Annotated in this window: 16 protein-coding genes; 12 read left to right on the top strand and 4 right to left on the bottom strand. The window is 33.6% G+C overall.

Annotation, left to right across the window (positions count from 1 at the left end):
• Nucleotides 1–47 precede the first annotated feature (47 nt).
• Both ABDW27_RS05050 and ABDW27_RS05055 read left to right on the top strand, forming a co-directional pair.
• Nucleotides 48–3,026, top strand: coding sequence for a TonB-dependent receptor (locus tag ABDW27_RS05050; protein ID WP_343694867.1), 2,979 nt, complete (start codon nt 48–50; stop codon nt 3,024–3,026).
• Between the two features lie 10 nt (nt 3,027–3,036).
• Nucleotides 3,037–4,431 carry a RagB/SusD family nutrient uptake outer membrane protein gene (locus tag ABDW27_RS05055; protein ID WP_343694868.1) on the top strand — a complete coding sequence of 465 codons (1,395 nt, stop codon included), beginning with the start codon at nt 3,037–3,039 and terminating at the stop codon, nt 4,429–4,431.
• A 165-nt stretch (nt 4,432–4,596) separates the two neighbouring features.
• Here the strand turns inward: ABDW27_RS05055 and ABDW27_RS05060 are convergent, their stop codons facing one another.
• Nucleotides 4,597–5,046, bottom strand: a complete 450-nt coding sequence (locus ABDW27_RS05060; RefSeq protein WP_343694869.1) for a DUF1810 domain-containing protein — start codon at nt 5,044–5,046, stop codon at nt 4,597–4,599.
• A 173-nt stretch (nt 5,047–5,219) separates the two neighbouring features.
• Entirely contained in the window at nt 5,220–6,473 is a 1,254-nt protein-coding gene (rocD, locus tag ABDW27_RS05065) for an ornithine--oxo-acid transaminase (protein ID WP_343694870.1), read from the bottom strand.
• 423 nt (nt 6,474–6,896) lie between these two features.
• Between rocD and ABDW27_RS05070 the strand changes: the two genes are divergently transcribed.
• The 7 genes from ABDW27_RS05070 to ABDW27_RS05100 all read left to right on the top strand — a co-directional run bounded on the left by ABDW27_RS05070 (nt 6,897) and on the right by ABDW27_RS05100 (nt 14,856).
• On the top strand, nt 6,897–7,349 hold the full coding sequence (locus ABDW27_RS05070; protein WP_343694871.1) for an Lrp/AsnC ligand binding domain-containing protein: 453 nt from the start codon (nt 6,897–6,899) through the stop codon (nt 7,347–7,349).
• 20 nt (nt 7,350–7,369) lie between these two features.
• Nucleotides 7,370–8,848 carry a M20/M25/M40 family metallo-hydrolase gene (locus ABDW27_RS05075; protein ID WP_343694872.1) on the top strand — a complete coding sequence of 493 codons (1,479 nt, stop codon included), beginning with the start codon at nt 7,370–7,372 and terminating at the stop codon, nt 8,846–8,848.
• A 13-nt stretch (nt 8,849–8,861) separates the two neighbouring features.
• The gene (locus ABDW27_RS05080; RefSeq protein ID WP_343694873.1) at nt 8,862–9,713 is read left to right on the top strand and encodes a cyanophycinase; all 852 of its coding nucleotides are present in this window, start codon (nt 8,862–8,864) and stop codon (nt 9,711–9,713) included.
• A gap of 2 nt (nt 9,714–9,715) precedes the next feature.
• Nucleotides 9,716–11,914 (top strand): penicillin acylase family protein, encoded by a 2,199-nt coding sequence (locus tag ABDW27_RS05085; protein WP_343694874.1) that lies wholly within the window; start codon nt 9,716–9,718, stop codon nt 11,912–11,914.
• A 98-nt stretch (nt 11,915–12,012) separates the two neighbouring features.
• Nucleotides 12,013–12,786, top strand: coding sequence for a dienelactone hydrolase family protein (locus ABDW27_RS05090; protein ID WP_343694875.1), 774 nt, complete (start codon nt 12,013–12,015; stop codon nt 12,784–12,786).
• Nucleotides 12,787–12,830: 44 nt separating this feature from the next.
• Entirely contained in the window at nt 12,831–13,826 is a 996-nt protein-coding gene (locus ABDW27_RS05095) for a DUF3667 domain-containing protein (protein WP_343694876.1), read from the top strand.
• A 7-nt stretch (nt 13,827–13,833) separates the two neighbouring features.
• Nucleotides 13,834–14,856, top strand: a complete 1,023-nt coding sequence (locus tag ABDW27_RS05100; RefSeq protein ID WP_343694877.1) for a M28 family peptidase — start codon at nt 13,834–13,836, stop codon at nt 14,854–14,856.
• Between the two features lie 167 nt (nt 14,857–15,023).
• Here the strand turns inward: ABDW27_RS05100 and rho are convergent, their stop codons facing one another.
• On the bottom strand, nt 15,024–16,835 hold the full coding sequence (rho, locus tag ABDW27_RS05105; RefSeq protein ID WP_343694878.1) for a transcription termination factor Rho: 1,812 nt from the start codon (nt 16,833–16,835) through the stop codon (nt 15,024–15,026).
• A 183-nt stretch (nt 16,836–17,018) separates the two neighbouring features.
• Here rho and ABDW27_RS05110 point away from each other — a divergent pair, with 183 nt between their 5' ends.
• The 3 genes from ABDW27_RS05110 to ABDW27_RS05120 all read left to right on the top strand — a co-directional run bounded on the left by ABDW27_RS05110 (nt 17,019) and on the right by ABDW27_RS05120 (nt 19,175).
• Entirely contained in the window at nt 17,019–17,435 is a 417-nt protein-coding gene (locus ABDW27_RS05110) for a DUF4293 domain-containing protein (RefSeq protein WP_343694879.1), read from the top strand.
• A gap of 147 nt (nt 17,436–17,582) precedes the next feature.
• Nucleotides 17,583–18,245 (top strand): response regulator transcription factor, encoded by a 663-nt coding sequence (locus ABDW27_RS05115; RefSeq protein WP_343695275.1) that lies wholly within the window; start codon nt 17,583–17,585, stop codon nt 18,243–18,245.
• Between the two features lie 165 nt (nt 18,246–18,410).
• On the top strand, nt 18,411–19,175 hold the full coding sequence (locus tag ABDW27_RS05120; protein WP_343694880.1) for an ATP-binding protein: 765 nt from the start codon (nt 18,411–18,413) through the stop codon (nt 19,173–19,175).
• Nucleotides 19,176–19,182: 7 nt separating this feature from the next.
• On the opposite strand, the gene ABDW27_RS05125 is transcribed toward ABDW27_RS05120, so the two are convergent.
• Nucleotides 19,183–19,677, bottom strand: a complete 495-nt coding sequence (locus ABDW27_RS05125) for a metallophosphoesterase family protein (RefSeq protein WP_343694881.1) — start codon at nt 19,675–19,677, stop codon at nt 19,183–19,185.
• Nucleotides 19,678–19,811 lie beyond the last annotated feature (134 nt).

Below are 19,811 nucleotides of genomic sequence, written 5' to 3' on the forward strand. Positions count from 1 at the left end.
TAACATTAAATTAGGATATTTGAGAGACTAATTTAAACGAAATGAACATGAAAATTAAATTAAAACACTTTTTGTGGCTGTTTTTGGTATTTGTACAAATAGCCGCAGCACAAGAATCTATTTCAGGAAAAGTAACAGATAAAAAAGGATTACCAATTCCCGGAGTAAATATTATTGTAAAGGGAAAAAATGTCAGTGCTCAAACTGACTTTGATGGTATTTTTAAAATCGCTGCAAAAAAAGGCGAAATACTGGTTGTAAGTTATGTAAGTTATAACACTGTTGAAGTTCCGGCTGCAAACAATATTAAAATTGAATTAATTGAAATTCAAAACGAACTTGAAGCTGTAGTTGTTGTAGGTTACGGAACGCAGTCTAAAAGAAATTTAACGGATAATATCGCTCGTGTAACGGCAAAAGATATTCAACAGATTCCAGTTTCAAATGTACAGAATGCTTTGGTTGGAAAATTAGCCGGAGTTCAGATTACGCAGACAAACGGTAAGGTTGACGGAGGTATTAATATTCGTGTGCGCGGTGCGGCGAGTATTAGTGCGGGAACACAGCCTTTGTATGTTTTAGACGGAATTCCGTTGATTAATGACGATGAATCCAGCAACGGAGCGCCAACAAATCCATTATTGACTTTAAGTACAAATGAGATTGAATCTATTGACGTTTTAAAAGATGCTTCATCTGCTGCAATTTACGGAGCGCGTGGAGCAAACGGGGTTGTTTTAATTACGACTAAAAAAGGAAGAGAAGGAAAAGGAACTTTTACCGTAAATCTTTCACAAGGTGTCAGCGAAGCTACTCATAAAAGAAAATGGCTGAATGCAAAACAATATGTTGAATTATTGCAGGAAGCTGGAAGAAACGTAAATGACTTAGAATCTGTTGAAGATGAGTTAGAATATTTATCTCAGGGAACCGACTGGAGAAATGGCGAAGTCGATACAGACTGGCAGGATATTGCCCTAAGAACCGGTTATACTACAGATGCTGATTTTTCTGCTTCTGGAGGAGATGAAAAAACAAAATATTTCTTTTCTGGTGCGTACAACAACACAACAGGTATTGTAGACAGTAATACATTAGAAAGATTTACGGCAAGAACAAACGTATCTCATAAAGTTACAGATCGTTTAACATTAGGAATGAATCTTGGTTTTTCTAGATCTTTAATTCACAGAGTTCAGGATGACAACTCATTCTCTTCTCCATTGCAGTCTGTTGCACAAGCACCTATTTCGCCGGCAAGATTAGAAGATGGAAGCGCAAACCCAAATACAGAATATTCAAACTACCTTTTAGCAAAAGACAATACGTTCTGGAAAACGATTATGCGCAGACTTACAGGTAAAGTTTTTGCAGAGTTTAGAATTCTTAATTCATTAAAATTTAATTCTGATTTCTCATACGATCTTTTATCTCAGACAGAAGATTACTGGCAAGGGAAAAATGCTCCTTTTATGGCTACAGATGGAGCTGTATTTGCAACTTCTGTTAATACAGAAAATTATGTTTCGAGTAACTATTTTACCTACGATCAGACATTTGCAGAAAAACATAATTTGAATGTCGTAGCAGGTATGGAGTTCAACAAATACAACAGAAGATATCAGGATGTAAACAGTATTTATTTCTCAAGTGATGATTTCCAAACTGTTGACGGTGGTGCCGAAGTAAACGAAGGCCATGGAAATGAAACTGATTACGCTTTCGTTTCTCAGTTCGGAAGATTGAATTATGCTTACATGGGCAAATATCTTTTAAAAGCGAGTATTCGTCGTGACGGTTCTTCTCGTTTTGGAAAAAATGAACGATTTGGAGTTTTCCCTGCGTTTTCTGCCGGATGGGTTATTTCTCAGGAAGACTTCTTAAAAAACAGTAATGTTTTGACGAATTTAAAAGTGAAAGGAAGCTGGGGTAAATTAGGAAATGCCGAAATCGGGAATTTTGCTTCTCGTCAGCTTTACAGACCAAATCCATATAATTTGAAATCAGGTCTTACTTTCGATCAGCCTGGAAATGACGATTTGACTTGGGAAAAATCAGCTCAAACAGATTTTGGTATCGAAGTTGGTTTCTTAAACAGATTTACACTTGAAGCTGATTATTACCAAAAAGATACGGACGGATTATTATTTGAAGTTCCGTTACCAATAAGTTCAGGAGCGGCTTCTATCAATAAAAATATTGGAAAAATTAGAAGTAATGGTTTTGAGGTTACTTTAAACACTAAAAATATTGATACTGAAAACTTTAAATGGAATACAAGTTTCAATATCACAACAAATGAGTCAAAAGTAAAATCGCTTCCAAATGATAACAGAGATATTATCGTTTCTTATAATATCAACAGAGTCGGCGAAAACATTTCATCTTTCTATTTAGTGGAATATGCTGGTGTTGACCCAGAAAATGGAGATGCTTTATTTTACAAAAACACTAAAAAAGCAGATGGCTCACTTGATCGTACTAAAACAAGCGATTATAGCGAAGCACAGCGTATTATAGCAGGAAATCCTTTCCCTACTTTAATGTCTGGATTAACCAATACTATTCTTTACAAAGGATTTGATTTTACCTTTACATTTCAGGGAGAATGGGGCGCAAGTATTTATAATTCAGCGGGAATTTACCAATCGACTGCAGCTGATTATTTTGACAACCAGACAGCAGATCAGTTAAACAGATGGCAAAAACCTGGCGATATTACAGATGTACCGCAAGCCAGATTTGGAGGATCAAACGGAACTCAGGATTCTTCTCGTTATTTAGACAAAGCTGATTTTGTTCGTTTAAGAAATTTAACTTTAGGTTACACGCTTCCTAAAGATATTTTGAAAGATTTAGGAATGAGCAGTTTAAGAGTTTACTTTACAGCTGTTAACCTATTGACTTTTACCAATTATGAAGGTAATGATCCTGAAGCAAGAAGAGATGATACAGGAATTGGAGAAGATTTTTACTCAGCACCGCCGGCAAGAACAACTGCAATTGGTGTAAACTTTAATTTTTAAAAAGAACAAGATGAAAGCAAATAAATTAATCCTATTTATATTTTTAGCTGCTTTTTTTACAAGCTGTGAAAATGAATTAGACTTAGATCCTAAACAGAGAGAAGACGCCGATACAACCTTAAGCACAGAAACTGGAGTTACAAACGTTCTTACCGGAACTTACGCTCTAGCTGCAAACGGAAATGCTTACGGCGGACGTGTTTTACTTTACGCAGATTTACTTGGTGTAACCGGAGTTTTAAGTACAACCGATTTAAGATGGCGAGGTACTTTTGGAGAATTAAGACAAATGTATAGCAAAAATATGTTGTCTGACAACGTTATTATTGAAGGAACGTATGCCAGGTTGTATGAAATTATAAATGCATCTAATACGGTTATCGAAAATATCGACAAAGTAAAAGATCCGGACAGACAAGCTGTTATGATTGGCGAGGCTAATTTCTTGAGATCATTAGCCTATTTTGATTTGGTTCGTTTCTTTGCAAAACCATATGAAAGCGGCGAGACTAACAATCAATTAGGAGTTGTCATCAGACCAAATGCTATTTATGATTTCAGCGTAGATCTTTCAAAAGAAAGAAGTACGGTTGAAGAAGTTTACAAAGTTATTATTGACGGTTTAAACCTTGCCTATACCAACTTACCGGAAGAAAATGGTTTTTATGCCGATAAATATGCCGCACAGGCTTTATTAGCGAGAGTGTATTTACAACAAGGAAGATATGATTTAGCCAGAGATGCTGCAAATGATGTTATTGAAAACAGCGGACACGGTTTATCTCAGAGCTATGCGGCTGCTTTTAATCACGACACAGATCAAATAGAAGATGTATTTGCCATTCAAATTACCAAACAAACTGGTGTAAATGATGCGGTAACTTTTTATGCTTCTGAAGGTAATGGAGGACGCGGCGGGGATTTTTCTATTCGTGATGCTTATCTAAATAAATTCAGTAGTCCTGATGACAGAGCAGATTTTATATATGAAAATGAAGATAACGGAAGAATCCTGACATCTAAATATACAGATCAGTTTGCTGATGTTGGAATTATTCGTCTGGCAGAAATGTATTTAATCAGAGCAGAAGGAAATCTTGAAGAAGGAACAGCAATTGGCAATACACCTCTTGATGACATCAATATTATTAGAGGCAGAGCGCATGCAGATGCTTTAACTGCAGTAACAATTGATGATATTTTGTTGGAAAGAGAATTAGAATTGGGAATGGAAGGATTTTTAATTCACGATATCAAAAGAACAAAACGTTCTATTTTAACTGAAACACCAGATGGTGATCCTCTTTTATTAACTTATGATGCTGATAAATTAGTGTTTCCAATTCCGTTAAAAGAAACAGACGCAAACAAAAAAATCACTCAAAATCCTGGATACAGAATTTAATTTAAACTTTCTTAAAACTAAAAAACATCTGTCACTGCAGATGTTTTTTTTATTTCTATAAAACAGAAAAAACCATTCCCCCCAAAGAATGGTTTTTTCATTTAAGATTCAAAATATATAAAATTGAAAAGTATTTTTTCTGTCAATAATTATCGGTTTTTAAGTTTAAGCTGAAATTTTCATTAATCCCTGAGCGATTGTCAAAGTAGCCTGATCTAAATCTCCCGAATAAAAAGTGTCTAATAATTCCTGAAAAATTGGGTTTGCATTTTCAACCTGCGAAAAAAGACTCAAAGACGAACGCAGTTTACGAGCGTCTAATTCTCCCAGAATATCTTCAATAGATTTTTTCTTTTTAAAATTTAATAAAAGCTGAGCAATTTCAACCAAATGTTTTGACAAAATAGGATGATTCAAATAAGCTTGTGCTTCATCAAGATCAGCAATAGCGTAATATTTTGCAATATCACTTTTTCCTAATCCTTGTATCTGCGGAAAAATAAACCACATCCAGTGCGTTTCTTTTTTCCCTTTTTTCAATTCAGAATAAGCTGTAAGGTAAAGTTTGTTTTGAGCATCTAAAAAACGCGTTAAATCATTATTTCCGTAAGCCATCTTCGATAAATTTATAAGGTTCAACAAATCTTTTTTGTCTTAAATCAGATATCCAAAACTACTCAGGAAGTTCCTCTATAAGTTATATAATTTTCATCCGTTGTTATATAATTTAGACCTCATAAAAAAGCCGCATATAAAAATGCGGCTTTCCTAATAAATAATTAAACCCTTTATAATTTGAATTCATTCAATGATTTCTCAATGATTTCAAGACATTCCTTAATTTGATCTTCAGTCATAACCAAAGGCGGAGCAAATCTAATTTTATTTCCGTGAGTTGGTTTTGCCAATAATCCGTTGTCTCTAAATTTTAAACAGATTTCCCACGCCAGATCAGAATCTTCACCACTATTAATAACTATTGCATTCAAAAGACCTTTACCACGAACAAGCGTAATCAGATTATTCTTTTCTGCAATTTTATTCAATCCATCTCTTAAAATACCACCTAAACGTTCTGCATTTTCGGCCAGCTTTTCTTCTTTCACCACTTCAAGAGCAGCAATTGCAACCGCAGCCGCAACAGGATTTCCTCCAAAAGTAGATCCGTGCTGACCTGGTTTTATAACATTCATGATTTCGTCATTTGTCAAAACTGCCGAAACCGGATAAACTCCCCCAGAAATTGCTTTTCCTAAAATTAAAATATCCGGCTGCACATTTTCATGATGAACCGCTAATAATTTTCCGGTACGGGCAATACCTGTCTGAACTTCATCTGCAATAAATAAAACATTGTGTTTTTCGCATAACGCTTTTGCTTTCGCCAAATATCCTTCTGACGGAACATAAACTCCGGCTTCTCCCTGAATTGGTTCAACCAAAAATCCTGCGATATTTTTTGATGATTCTAAAGCTTTTTCAAGCGCTTCAAGATTATCGTATTCAATTTTTATAAATCCGTCTGTAAACGGACCGAAGTTTTTACGAGCCGTTTCATCATTCGAAAATGAAATGATTGTAGTTGTTCTTCCGTGAAAGTTATTCTCGCAGACAATAACCTGCGCCTGATTTTCAGGAATTCCTTTTACTTCATAAGCCCATTTTCTGCATACTTTCAAAGCCGTTTCAACAGCTTCTGCGCCAGTATTCATGGGCAGAACTTTATCAAAACCAAAATACTTTGTTACATATTCTTCATAGTTTCCTAATTTATCATTGTAAAAAGCACGAGAAGTCAGCGTTAATGTTTGCGCCTGATCTACCATTGCTTTTACAATTTTAGGATGACAATGTCCTTGATTTACTGCCGAATAAGCAGAAAGAAAGTCATAGTATTTTTTCCCGTCAACATCCCATACATACACACCTTCTCCCCTTTCTAAAACCACAGGAAGCGGATGATAATTATGAGCTCCGTATTTATTCTCTTTTTCAATCAAAATTTCTGATTTTGACGAAAGTGCGTTTTCTGTATGTGTCATGATATTTAACTTTTAAAGAAACAAAAGTAATAAATTTTCTAAATCTACAAGCTTAAAATACATATTTTGACTTTATAATAATAAATTAAAAGTCAAAATATTTATTTTTAAAGCAATTTAAAATCAAATTTATTTTTTAGAAATTTTGTCTTTATAATCTTTTATTAAAAAAAATAGCTACTTTTATGGTTATGTAGTGTAGTCCCTACGGGACTAATTGCTGGGGCGTTATATTTAAAGCTACCGATATTTTATCTCTACGAGATACCTTTGAAATAAATGAATGACAAATAACTCCGTTAGGAGTTACAGATCGGTAGAAAAAAAGAATGAAATAACATTAAAATGTCCCATAGGGACTATATAATAACACGAATAATTTATTTCAAACAAAAATTTGAAAAATAAAAATTAACTTTAAAAATGGACAGTTTAGACGAATTTGATATCAATATAATTAAGGAATTAGAAAAAGACGGCAGAATGGCTTTTTCTTCCATCGCCGCTAATTTGAAAATATCAAATACAATGGTACATCAGCGCATTAACCGATTAATGGAACAAGGAATTATTGGCGGGATTAAACCCATTATTCAGGAGAAAAAAATTGGTTTTGACTGGGCTTCATTTACCGGAATTACATTAAATAAAGATTCTGATTCTAACCGAATTATCGAAGAATTAAAAAACATTCCTGAAATCACAGAATGTTATTATGTAACGGGTTCGTTTACACTTTACATTAAAATTGTGGCAAAAAACCACGAACACATGCGAAGAATTCTTTACGAAAAAATCGACAATATTCCCGGAATTGCCAAAACCGATTCGATTATAGAATTGGGCTGCGCTTTTAAAAGAAATATCATTTTATAATCAATTTTATCTGGTGAAATATGCGTTTACGAGTACTTATCTTTTTTACATTATTCTTTTGTAAATCAATAGTTGTTTCGCAAATGACGGTTTCAAATCCTACGAAAAATGATTTTTCTGAAACATTAAATGTTTTGGCTTCAGATTCGATGGAAGGCCGAAAACCGAATACCAGAGGCGGCACCAAGGCAGCCGACTATATTAGATTGAAAATGCTTTCATACAATCTTAAAGCTTATAGTAAAGAACAAACTTATTTTCAGTTTTTTAAAATTCAAGAACATACGATAAAAAAAGCAGTTTTAGAAATCAAAAAAAGAAATCAGGAAATCATTTCCCTTTCTTCTGAAAGAGATTTTGAAATTACTCCAACTTCACATTCTATAAGTAAAAAAGAAGTTGAAGTAGTTTTTGCCGGCTATGGTTTAAGTTTACCAAAAGAAAAATATAAAGATTATAAAAGACTAAATGTAAAAAATAAAATTGTTGTCGTATTAAACGGATTTCCAAGTGATAAAGACAGTACTTCAGCAACTTATAAAAAATTCAAAAACATTTTTCCCGAAGAAAATGATTTAGAAGAAACAAAACTAAAAACCGCCATTAATAAAGGTGCGATTGCTTTAATCATTATTGAAAAAGAAAATTTTAAACCAGAAATCAACAAAGAAAATGAAGTTTTTCATTCTTTAGAAAATTCAAAATCAGAAGCAATTCCTGTTTTTAGAATTAGTAAAAAAACAGCCGAAAGTCTATTCTCTAAAACTGATATTCCATTAAAAGACAACCTTGCTTCTACTCCATTACAGAAAGTAAAAATCAATTTTTCGATAGAATTACAATCTGAAACTTTTCCTGTTGCAAATTTATTGGGAATGATTCCCGGAAAAGACACAACCAAAACTATTATTGTTGGCGCACATTATGATCATTTAGGAATTAAAAATGATTCGATTTATCATGGTGCCGATGACAATGCTTCGGGAACTTCTGGAATGCTGGCTTTGGCAAAAAACTGGTCAGAATCAAACATAAAACCTGAATATAATATTCTTTTTGCCGCCTGGACTGCCGAAGAAATGGGACTTTTAGGAAGTGAATATTTCGCTCAGAATTTGAATTTAAAAAATCAAAAAATCCTTCTCTGCATTAATATGGATATGATTTCAAGAAGTGCTCCCGAGGATAAAGCTCATAGAATTTTAAGCATCGGAACTCAAAAAGAAACCGAATATTTAAAGAAAATCGTCAGCGAAAGCAACGCTAAACTTCAAAATCCATTTACGCTGGACTTATGGGAAACCAACGGACATTCGGGAAGTGATTATGCATCGTTTACTGCAAAAGGAATTCCGATTTTGACCTTTTTCAGCGGTTTTCACGACGATTATCATACGCCTCGCGATATTGCTTCAAAAGTAGATTCAGATAAAATGCAGGATGTACTTTTTATCGTTAATAATTCTCTCTTAAAATTCATTGAAAATCAGCAAAACTAAACCAAGATAAACCATGAAAAATAAACTTCTTTTCAGATCATTTACGATTCTTTCTTTGCTACTAACAAGCATTTTTGTTCAGGCGCAAAATCCCAAGGGAAAATTATTTATTATTGGCGGAGGTGATCGTTCTGATGATTTAATGAAGCAGGTTTTGGATGTAGCAGAACTAGGCAAAAAAGATTATATAGTAGTTTTACCAATGTCAAGCGAAGAGCCTGACAGCTCGTTTATCTTTTTTAAAACACAAATGGTAAAACTAACGTCAAACCCAATTGTGATGCTGAATTTTAACAAAGAAACGGCTCAAAATAAAACCCTGACAGATTCTGTTCAAAAAGCAAAATTGATTTTTATAAGCGGCGGCGATCAAACCCGTTTTATGAAAGTCGTTCATAATACTCCAATTAAAACAGCCATTTTAAAAGCGTATGAAAACGGAAGTACCATTTCCGGAACAAGCGCTGGAGCAGCCGTAATGTCTGAAAAAATGATTACCGGAAACCAAAAATTACAAAAAGAATATACAGGGACTTTTTCTTCTATCCGATACGACAATCTCGAAACAATTGAAGGTTTAGGTTTATTGAAAACCGTTGTTATTGATCAGCATTTTTTAAAGAGAAACCGTTACAATCGTTTACTTTCGGCTTTGATTGAATTTCCAAACTTAACCGGAATTGGAATTGATGAAGCTACCGCAATTATTGTGAGAAATAATAAAGTAGAAGTTGCGGGAGAAAGTGAGGTTATTGTTTTTAAAAACCCGAAAGGCATTATAAAAACTAAAAAAGACAATTTGGTTTCTATTGAAAAATTAGACGTCAGCATTTACACAGCCGGACAAAAATTTAATATCAAATAAACATGTTTCAGTATTCTAAAATCTTAAATATAACTTTTTTAATCTGTTTCAGTTTTCAAATTTCGGCACAAAAAATCAGCACGAAAGAAATTAACCGACTGGAAAAACTAGCAGAAAAAGTTACCATTATTCGCGATAATTGGGGAATTCCGCATGTTTACGGAAAAACCGATGCTGATGCTGTTTTTGGATTATTGTATGCACAATGCGAAGATGATTTTAAAAGAATCGAAATGAATTATATCGAAAAACTGGGACGCCTTTCTGAAATTAAAGGCGAATCCGTTTTATATAATGATTTAGAAATTAAACTTTTAATTGATATTGATGAGGCAAAAGCCGATTATAAAAAAGCGCCTGACTGGCTGAAAAAACTTTTAAACAGTTATGCCGATGCCATCAATTTTTATCTTTATAAACACCCAGAAGTAAAACCCGCGCTTCTAACGCATTTTGAACCGTGGTTTCCATTGCTTTGGACGGACGGAAGTATTGGCGCCATCAGTACTGCCGATCTTTCTACAGGCGAACTCAAAGCTTTTTATTCTGGAAATAATGATAAAGTCGCTTATGTTGAAAGGGAAAAATATGTGCAGACAGGCTCAAATGGTTTTGCGTTTGCTCCTTCAAAAACAGAAAGCGGAAATTCGATTTTATATATAAATCCGCATACAACATTTTATTTCAGACCCGAAGTACAGATTTCAAGTGAAGAAGGTTTAAACGTTTACGGCGCAGTAACCTGGGGACAATTTTTTATTTATCAGGGTTTTAATGAAAACTGCGGCTGGATGCATACTTCTTCAAATGTTGATGTTGCCGATATGTATGCTGAAAAAATCACGAATAAAAACGGAAAACTTTTTTACGAATTCGATTCTAAACTTTTGCCTGTTATTGAAAAAGAAATCACCATAAAATATCTTCAAAACGGAAAATTAATTCCGAAGAAATTCAAAACCTATGCTACCAACAACGGTCCAATTATGGCTAAACGCGATGGAAAATGGATTAGTTTAAAATCGAATAATCGTTCCATGACAAGTTTGATTCAGAGTTGGGTTAGAACCAAATCGACCAGTTTTGATGATTATAAAAAAGCAATGGACTTAAAAGCAAATACATCTAACAACACGGTTTATGCCGATAATAAAGGAAATATTGCGTATTGGCACGGAAACTTTATTCCGATTAGAGACAAAAGCTTAAACTGGTCAAAAGTTATTGACGGATCAATTTCTTCAACACAATGGAGAGGATTGCATGATGTAAACGAAACCGTTCATGTATATAATCCAACAAATGGGTGGCTTCAAAATTGTAATTCTACGCCATTTTCTGTTGCAGGAAATAATAGTCCGAAAAAAGAAGATTATATTCCTTATATGGCTCCGGACGGCGAAAATTTTAGAGGTGTAAACGCTGTTCGAATCTTTAGCAAAGGCGAAAAATACACATTAGACAAAGTTATTGCTGATGGATATGATACTAAATTATCCATTTTTGAAATATTGATTCCGAGTCTGATTAATGTTTTCGAAAAAAATATAAAACCAGAATCTCCAGAATATGCTGAATTGGCCGAACCAATTTCTGTTTTAAAAAACTGGGATTATTATGCTAAAGAAAATTCTGTTGCGACAACTTTAGCCGTTGAATGGGCTTATAAATTAGACCCTATTATTCAAAAAGCTTATATTGACGAAGGAGAATTAGATCAGGTAGAAAATACTAAAAACTTTGCCAAAGATGCCACTGTTGCTCAAATGATTCCGCAACTTAAAACCGTTATAAAAGACCTCAACATTAAATGGGGAACCTGGAAAATAGCCTGGGGAGAAATTAATCGTTTTCAGCGTACAAGCGGTGAAATTGATTTAAAATACGATGATTCAAAACCAAGTTTACCAATAGGTTACGGTCCGGGTTCATGGGGAAGTCTGCCTTCTTTTAAAGCCAATTATCAAAATAATTCTAAAAAACGATACGGATATAATGGAAACAGTTTTGTCTGTGCCGTTGAATTTGGTTCAAAAATAAAAGCAAAATCATTACTCGCTGGCGGCAACAGCGGCGATATAAATTCGAAACATTTTACTGATCAATCCGAAATGTATCGAAACGGAGAATTTAAAGATGTTTTATTTTATAAAGAAAACGTTCTTAAAAATGCCGAACGAACCTATCATCCCGGAAAGTAATTTTGTTCGAAGAAATATGTTAAATAAACCTCGTGAAATAGCTCTCGAGGTTTTTTTGTAACATATTATTTCTGATATTTGTTAAAAATTGTAAAAAAATGAAAAATTCAATCATACTTCTTATCGCTGTAACATTGTTTTCAACAACTATGAATGCACAACTGAAATCCGTAAAATATTCTGAGGGAAGTCAGGCTTTAAATGGCTTATTTATTAAATCTGCTAAAAAAAGCAGTAACAATCCCGGAATTTTACTTCTTCCTGCCTGGTTAGGAATCGACAATGCCTCAAAAGGAATTGCAGAAGAATTGTCAAAACTAGGCTACCATGTTTTTATCGCTGATATTTATGGTGAAGGAAACTATCCAAAAAATACAGGCGAAGCAGGAAAACAAGCTGGTTTTTATAAAACAAATTACGAAGCGTATCAAAAAAGAATCAATGCAGCTTTGCAGGAATTAATAAAATCCGGAGCAAATGCAGATAATATTGTGGCTATTGGCTATTGTTTTGGAGGAACCGGAGTTCTTGAAGCTGTTCGCGGACATTTGAATGTAAAAGGTGTTGCTTCATTTCATGGAGGTTTAGGCAAAGATACAGCCAGAAAAACAGAACCAACTTCGGTTAAAGTTTTAATTTGTCACGGAGCCGATGATCCGTTTGTTCCAAAAGAAGAAATCGCTTCTTTTCAGCAGGAAATGAGAGATTCTAAAGCCGATTGGCAAATGATTTATTATGCAAATTCGGTACACTCATTTACAAATCCTGAAGCCGGAAATGATAATTCGAAAGGCGCTGCTTACAATGCTGTCGCGGCTAAAAGATCTTTTGACCATTTACAGCTTTTTCTAAACGAAGTTCTTAAAAAATAAAATTCTATAAAACTATACCAAATCAAAACCAACTAAAATAACCAATGTCACATAACAAAATTAGAGAAGACAAAACCTGTTTAAACTGCAGGCATGTTGTTGAGCAAAAATTTTGTCCAAACTGCGGACAGGAAAATTCAGATTCCAGAAAAACTTTTCATCATTTATTTGTTCACTTTTTTGAAGATTTAACGCATTATGAAAATGCCTTTTGGAAAACGATAAAAAACCTTCTTTTCAAACCTTCTACCTTAACTAAAGAATATCTTTCGGGAAAACGTTTGTCGTACCTTGCTCCTGTTCGTCTTTATATTTTCATTAGTTTTATTACTTTCCTTTTAATTGCCATGTTTCCAAGCAAAGTGAGTGATCAAATTAATAAAGGTGAAAAAGAAATTTCTACCTCACTTGTAAATCAGGACAAAAAAGAGGAAAAAGTTGAAAAGGGCGAAAAAGCTGAAAATTCTAAATACAAGACGCATTTTGAATTAAAATCGATGAAAGAAATTGATTCAATTCAGAAATACGGCAAAGAAGATGAAAAGCTTTCAGAATTTGAATACTGGCTTTATGAAAAATCGGTTCATGTTACCGAAAACAATACCAAAAAACAAATTATAGAAAAATTCATCGAATCGTTTTTCCATAATATTCCTAAAATTCTTTTTATCATAATGCCGTTTTTTGCTTTCTTCTTGTGGCTTTTCCACAATAAAAAGAAATGGTATTATTTTGATCACGGAATTTTTACCCTTCATTATTTTTCATTTCTGCTGCTCATTTTCCTCATTATGTTTATAATAGACAGAATTGTGGGATTCTTTGGAGAAGACAGTCCTATAAGTTTCATTTCTGGTATAACCAATTTTGTTGGCGCAATATGGATGTGTTATTATTTTTATCCTGCACATCATCGTTTTTATGGAGAAAGCAGAATCGTATCATTTGTTAAAAGCGTTATGTTATTCATCATAAACTCCTTTTTTATTCTATTTTTACTCATATTTTATGTTTTATACACATTCATTAATTTACACTAATACCAAAATGAAAAAATTTTTAGTCTTATTATTAATTGCCTCTGCTTTTTCATGTAAGAATTCGCAGTCGGTAGTATCCAAAGACAATTCAGACCCAACGAAATACATTAAATATATTTCTGAAAAAGATCTTAAAAAAATGCTTTACACTGTTGCTTCAGATGAAATGGAAGGTCGTGAAACAGGTTCTGCCGGACAGAAAAAAGCGGGTCTTTACATGATTGAACAATACAAAAAAAGCGGTATTTCGTTTCCGAAAGGCGCAACAGACTATTACCAGCATATTCCTGCTTCGTATTTAAATGCAAGACGTAATCAAAATTTACCTGATTCTGAAAACATTTGGGCTTTCATCGAAGGTTCTGAAAAACCAGATGAAGTTTTGGTAATTTCTGCTCATTACGATCACGTTGGTATTAAAAATGGTGAAGTTTATAACGGAGCTGACGACGATGGTTCTGGAACTGTAGCGGTTATCGAAATGGCAAAAGCTTTCGCGAAAGCAAAAAAACAAGGCCACGGTCCAAAACGTTCTATTTTATTCCTGCATGTAACAGGTGAAGAACATGGTTTACATGGTTCTCGTTTTTATTCTGAAAATCCTTTGTTTCCAATCGCTAACACGATTTCAGACATCAACATTGACATGATCGGACGTCGTGATGTTGAGCATGCTAATACTAACAATTATGTTTACGTAATTGGTGCTGACAGATTATCTTCTGACTTACATAATGCAGTTGTGGCTCAAAATGAAAAATTCATCAAAATGGACTTAGATTTTAAATTTAATGACCCTGCTGATCCAAATCACTTTTATGAGCGTTCTGACCACTATAACTTCGCTAAACATGGTATTCCGGCTATCTTTTTCTTCAATGGAGTTCACGAAGATTACCACGGTAAAGGCGACGAACCTCAAAAAATCGAATACGACGCTTTAACTAAAAGGGCAAAACTTGCTTTTGTACTTGCCTGGGATTTAGCAAACAGAGAGAACAGACCGGTAGTTGATAAACCGATTAAATAAGGTTCTGAGGTTCTAAGATGCTAAGGTTCTAAGTTACTGAGTCCTAAGATAGAAACAAAAAGGGATGAGTTTTATAAACTCATCCCTTTTTTATATTGTGAACTAAAGTTTAAAGTCAAAGAAAAAAAAACTTAGAATCTTAGCATCTCAGAACCTTAGCACCTCTTCTAGTCATTCATAGAAATCAAAAACTCTTCATTATTCTTTGTTTTCTTGAAACGATCGTTTACAAAATCCATAGATTCTACAGGGTTCATATCTGAAAGATATTTACGCATAATCCACATTCTTTGTAATGTTTTCTCATCAAGTAATAAGTCGTCACGACGTGTGCTTGAAGAAGTAAGATCGATTGCAGGGAAAATACGCTTGTTAGCAATTTTACGATCTAATTGAAGTTCCATGTTACCGGTTCCTTTAAACTCTTCAAAGATAACCTCATCCATTTTAGAACCTGTTTCAGTTAATGCAGTTGCAATGATACTTAACGACCCTCCGTTTTCTACATTTCTTGCCGCTCCAAAGAAACGTTTTGGTTTTTGTAATGCATTTGCATCAACACCTCCACTTAATACTTTTCCAGATGCCGGCTGAACTGTATTATAAGCTCTTGCTAAACGTGTAATAGAGTCTAATAAAATTACAACATCATGTCCGCATTCTACTAAACGTTTTGATTTCTCCAAAACGATATTAGCAATTTTTACGTGTTCTTGCGGCTCTCTGTCAAAAGTTGACGCGATAACTTCTCCACGAACACTTCTCTGCATGTCTGTAACCTCCTCAGGACGCTCATCAATCAAAAGAACGATTAAATAAACTTCTGGATGATTAGCAGCAATTGCATTTGCAATATCTTTTAAAAGCATTGTTTTACCCGTTTTTGGCTGTGCAACGATCATTCCACGCTGTCCTTTTCCGATAGGAGAAAATAAATCGATAATACGGGTAGATATAGAACTGCCTTTTTCGGCTAATTTGAATTTTTCTGAAGGAAAAACTGGAGTCAGGTGTTCAAAAGAAACTCTGTCACGAACTACCTGCGGATCATGTCCGTTGATTTTTAATACACGAACAAGAGGGAAGAATTTCTCGCCTTCTTTTGGAGGACGAACCACACCTTTTACAGTATCTCCGGTTTTTAAACCAAATAATCTGATTTGTGAAGTCGATAAATAAATATCATCCGGTGAAGCTAAATAATTATAATCAGAAGAACGTAAAAATCCATAACCATCCGGCATCATTTCAAGAACACCTTCACTTTCGATAATTCCGTCAAATTCAAAATCTGAATCTCTGAAATTGTTGTTGTTCTTTTTGTTTTTATTGTTTTGGTTTTGATGATTCCCATTATTTCCGTTTCCGTTCCCATTTTGATTTGGGTTTTGGTTTTGATTCGGATTTTGATTCTGGTTGGGATTTTGGTTTTTATTCTGATTAGGATTAATCTTTTTAACCGGAGCAGTATTTTCAGTTTTTTCAGCAACTGGCGCTGTTGTAATATTTTCTGCGATTTCTTCTGTAGAAATTACTTCTTTAGCAGCTTCTTTTTCCTTTTGTAAAGCGACTTTTTTCTCATAAGCCGACTTGTTGAATTTTACAACTTTTGTTCCTTTTTTCTCTGTTGTTTTATTTTCAGATACAGGTTCAGCTTCTGTTTTTTGGTTTTCTTCTACAGCCTCAGGAGTTTCAATTTCCTTTGGAGATTCCTCCGCAGCATCAAATTCCAGAACCGGTGCATTTTTATTTACCGTTTTTTTAGCCGGAGCAATTCGGGCTCTTTTTGGCTTATCAGTATTTGTTTCTTTTTCTGCAATAGCTTCTGCGGGCGGTGCTGATGTCGCCTCCTGATGCGCTAAAATCTGAGTAATCAGAGTGTCTTTTTTAACGCCATTAATCTTTATAGTTTTAGCTAACTTAGCTATTTCTTGAAGCTCAGAAAGCTTCATTTCTTTTAATGCAGAAATATCAAACATGAATGTTCTATGAATTTAATTATTTTAAAGGAAATACTGTAAAAAGAATAGGTAGATATTTTTTTTCGATTGACCGCAGTATGAAGTGCTTACGGTATTATGATGCAATAATACGAATAAAATTTAATCATACAATAGTATTTTAAAAAAAGAAAATATATTTTTGTAAAACAATTTCAAGTTATGTTACAACGAATTCAAACCGTATATTTAATTCTTACCTTTGTTGTTACAGGGGTTTTAATGTTTTTTATGCCGCTTTGGACATTAAATACAGGCAAAGCTTTCTATTTCATGCAAAGCCAGCTTTACACTGTTTTATTAGGTTTAAGCACAATGCTGACTATTATCAGTATTATTTCATTCAAAAAGAGACAAAATCAGTTTGTGATGAACAGACTGAACATAATATTAAATTTAATTTTATTAGGATTATTTGTTTATCGTTCTCTAAATTTATCTGGAGAAACAGCTGAAACTGTTTCTGAGAAAGGTATTGGGATGTTTCTTCCAATTGTTGCTATCGTGTTATTAGTTCTTGCTAATAAGGCCATCAAAAAGGACGAAGATCTTGTAAAATCTGTAGACCGATTGAGATAAACCTATAAACTTAATTTTTTGTGCGAAGAGAACCCGGAATTTATATTCGGGTTTTTTTGTGCCCTGAAATGATATAAAAAGACCTTAAAGTGGCATCCTCAGTTCCTGTTCCTCTTTAATTTTGTATTCATATTTCCAAAAACAATGATTAAGAACAAAATAAGGATACATCTTGCAGATGATCATCAGGTACTTATTGATGGTCTTGCTAATTTATTACAAACAGTTTCAAATTTTGAAGTTGCGGGTAGTTCTCTAAACGGTACTTCTATTTATGAAGATGTTGTAAAGGATCAGGCAGATATTTTAATTTTAGATATTAGTATGCCTCAAAAAGACGGAATCGAAGTACTGAAAGAATTCAGCGAAAAAGGTTTTCCATGTAAAGTAATTATTTTATCCAGTTATGATGATTTAAAAATTATCAAAGAAGTGATGAAATTAGGGGCCAAAGGTTATTTAACCAAAAAATGCGCCGGAGAAAATATCATTCAGGCCATTGAAGCAGTTTGTCAGGATCAGGAATACTATTCTGATGCTGTAAAGGAAAAAATATTCAATACATTTACACTTAATACTCCAAAACCAAAGAAAGATATATATACCGAAAATCCTATTTTGAGTCCTCGTGAGATTGAAATCGTAACTTTGATTTGTTTAGAATACAGCGGAAAAGAAATAGGTGAACAACTTTTTATCAGTATAAACACGGTGGAAACTCACAGAAAAAACATCATGAAAAAACTGAACATAAAAAACACTATAGGATTAGTTAAATATGCATTAAAAAACAATTTAGTAAATTCATAATCAAAATTTTAAACAATTCATATGTTTTTTTACAGATTATTGATACCGCTCATTATTCTCATCTCATCGGGTGATATATTTTCTGTACAGCGCACTATTACTTTCGAAATTTCAAAGGTTAGTTCTGTAGAAAAATTCGAGAAGACAAGTATTTCTAATGAAAAAATGCTAAACAAAAAACTTGTCAGTTTATCAATTGTTATTACTATTATCTTAATTTTTCTTCTTTATTTGGTATATCAGAATAACAAACTGAAACAAAAAATTAAGCGAAAAGACACAAAGCAAAAAATCCTTTTAGATGTTATAAATGCTGGCATTGACAGTCAGGAAACCGAGCAAAAGAAAATTGCAGCCTTCCTGCATGACAACATCAATTCTCTATTATCTTCTGCCGGACTGCATTTGAATGTTTTTACGACAAAAAACAACATTCAGTCTGAAGAAATTCAAAAAGCAAAAGCTATTTTAACAGAAGCACACGACTTATTGAGAGATGTTTCACATGAACTTGTTCCTTCACTTTTGGTACGTTTCGGGCTAATTTATGCTTTAGAAGATTTGTGTGAAAAGAATTCTAATTCGAGTATGGAATTTAAATTTTTCAGCTCCGTACCTAACAACACAAGATATGCTGAAAAATTTGAGACAAAACTATATTTCGTGATTTCTGAATTGTTCAATAATATAATAAAACACAGCAATGCGAGAACTGCTCAAATTTCTATTAATGAAAGCAAAAACCGGCTGATTATCATTATTCACGATGACGGAAAAGGTTTTAATACCGAAAAACCTAATGAAATTGAAGGTTTTGGTTTAAACCGAATACGAGTTAGAATTAAAAAACTAAAGGGAAGTTTTTCGATTATTTCACGTCCTGATGAAAATTCGGGGACATCAATAAAAATAAAAGTTCCTGTACATTAATCAGGTTTTATTTTTTTCCGATTTCTATGATTTCTAAATCCTTTATTTTATCATCATCGATAACAAAACGAAGCATGGTTCGCATTTGATGAAATCCGCTTTTTCCTGCTGCACCGGGATTCATGTGAAGCAGATTATGTTTTTTATCAAACATCACTTTTAAAATATGCGAATGCCCGCAAATGAATAATTTAGGCGGATTTGAAGCCATTTCTTCCCTAATAGCTGGATTATATTTTCCGGGATAACCTCCAATATGTGTAATCCAGACAGAAACATTTTCGCATAAAAATCTATTATGCAGCGGAAATTCAATTCTTGCTTTTGCATCATCAATATTTCCGTAAACGCAACGAAGCGGTTTTAATGCTTTTATCGTATCTGTTACATGCAAATCTCCTATATCTCCTGCGTGCCAGACTTCATCGGCCTGATTGACATATTTTAAAATGACATCGTCAATATGAGAGTGAGTATCGGAAAGAAGGAGGATTTTTTTCATTCTTTTTTAAGGGACAAAGGTTCAAAGAAACAAAGATACAAAGGTTTTTCTGTAGAGGCGCACAGCAGTGCGTCTTTCGGTATATTTTCATTTTTTATAAATACAAAAAATCCGATCTGCAAAAACAAAACAGA

The sequence above is a fragment of the Flavobacterium sp. genome (assembly GCF_039595935.1).
In the GTDB taxonomy this organism is placed as follows: domain Bacteria; phylum Bacteroidota; class Bacteroidia; order Flavobacteriales; family Flavobacteriaceae; genus Flavobacterium.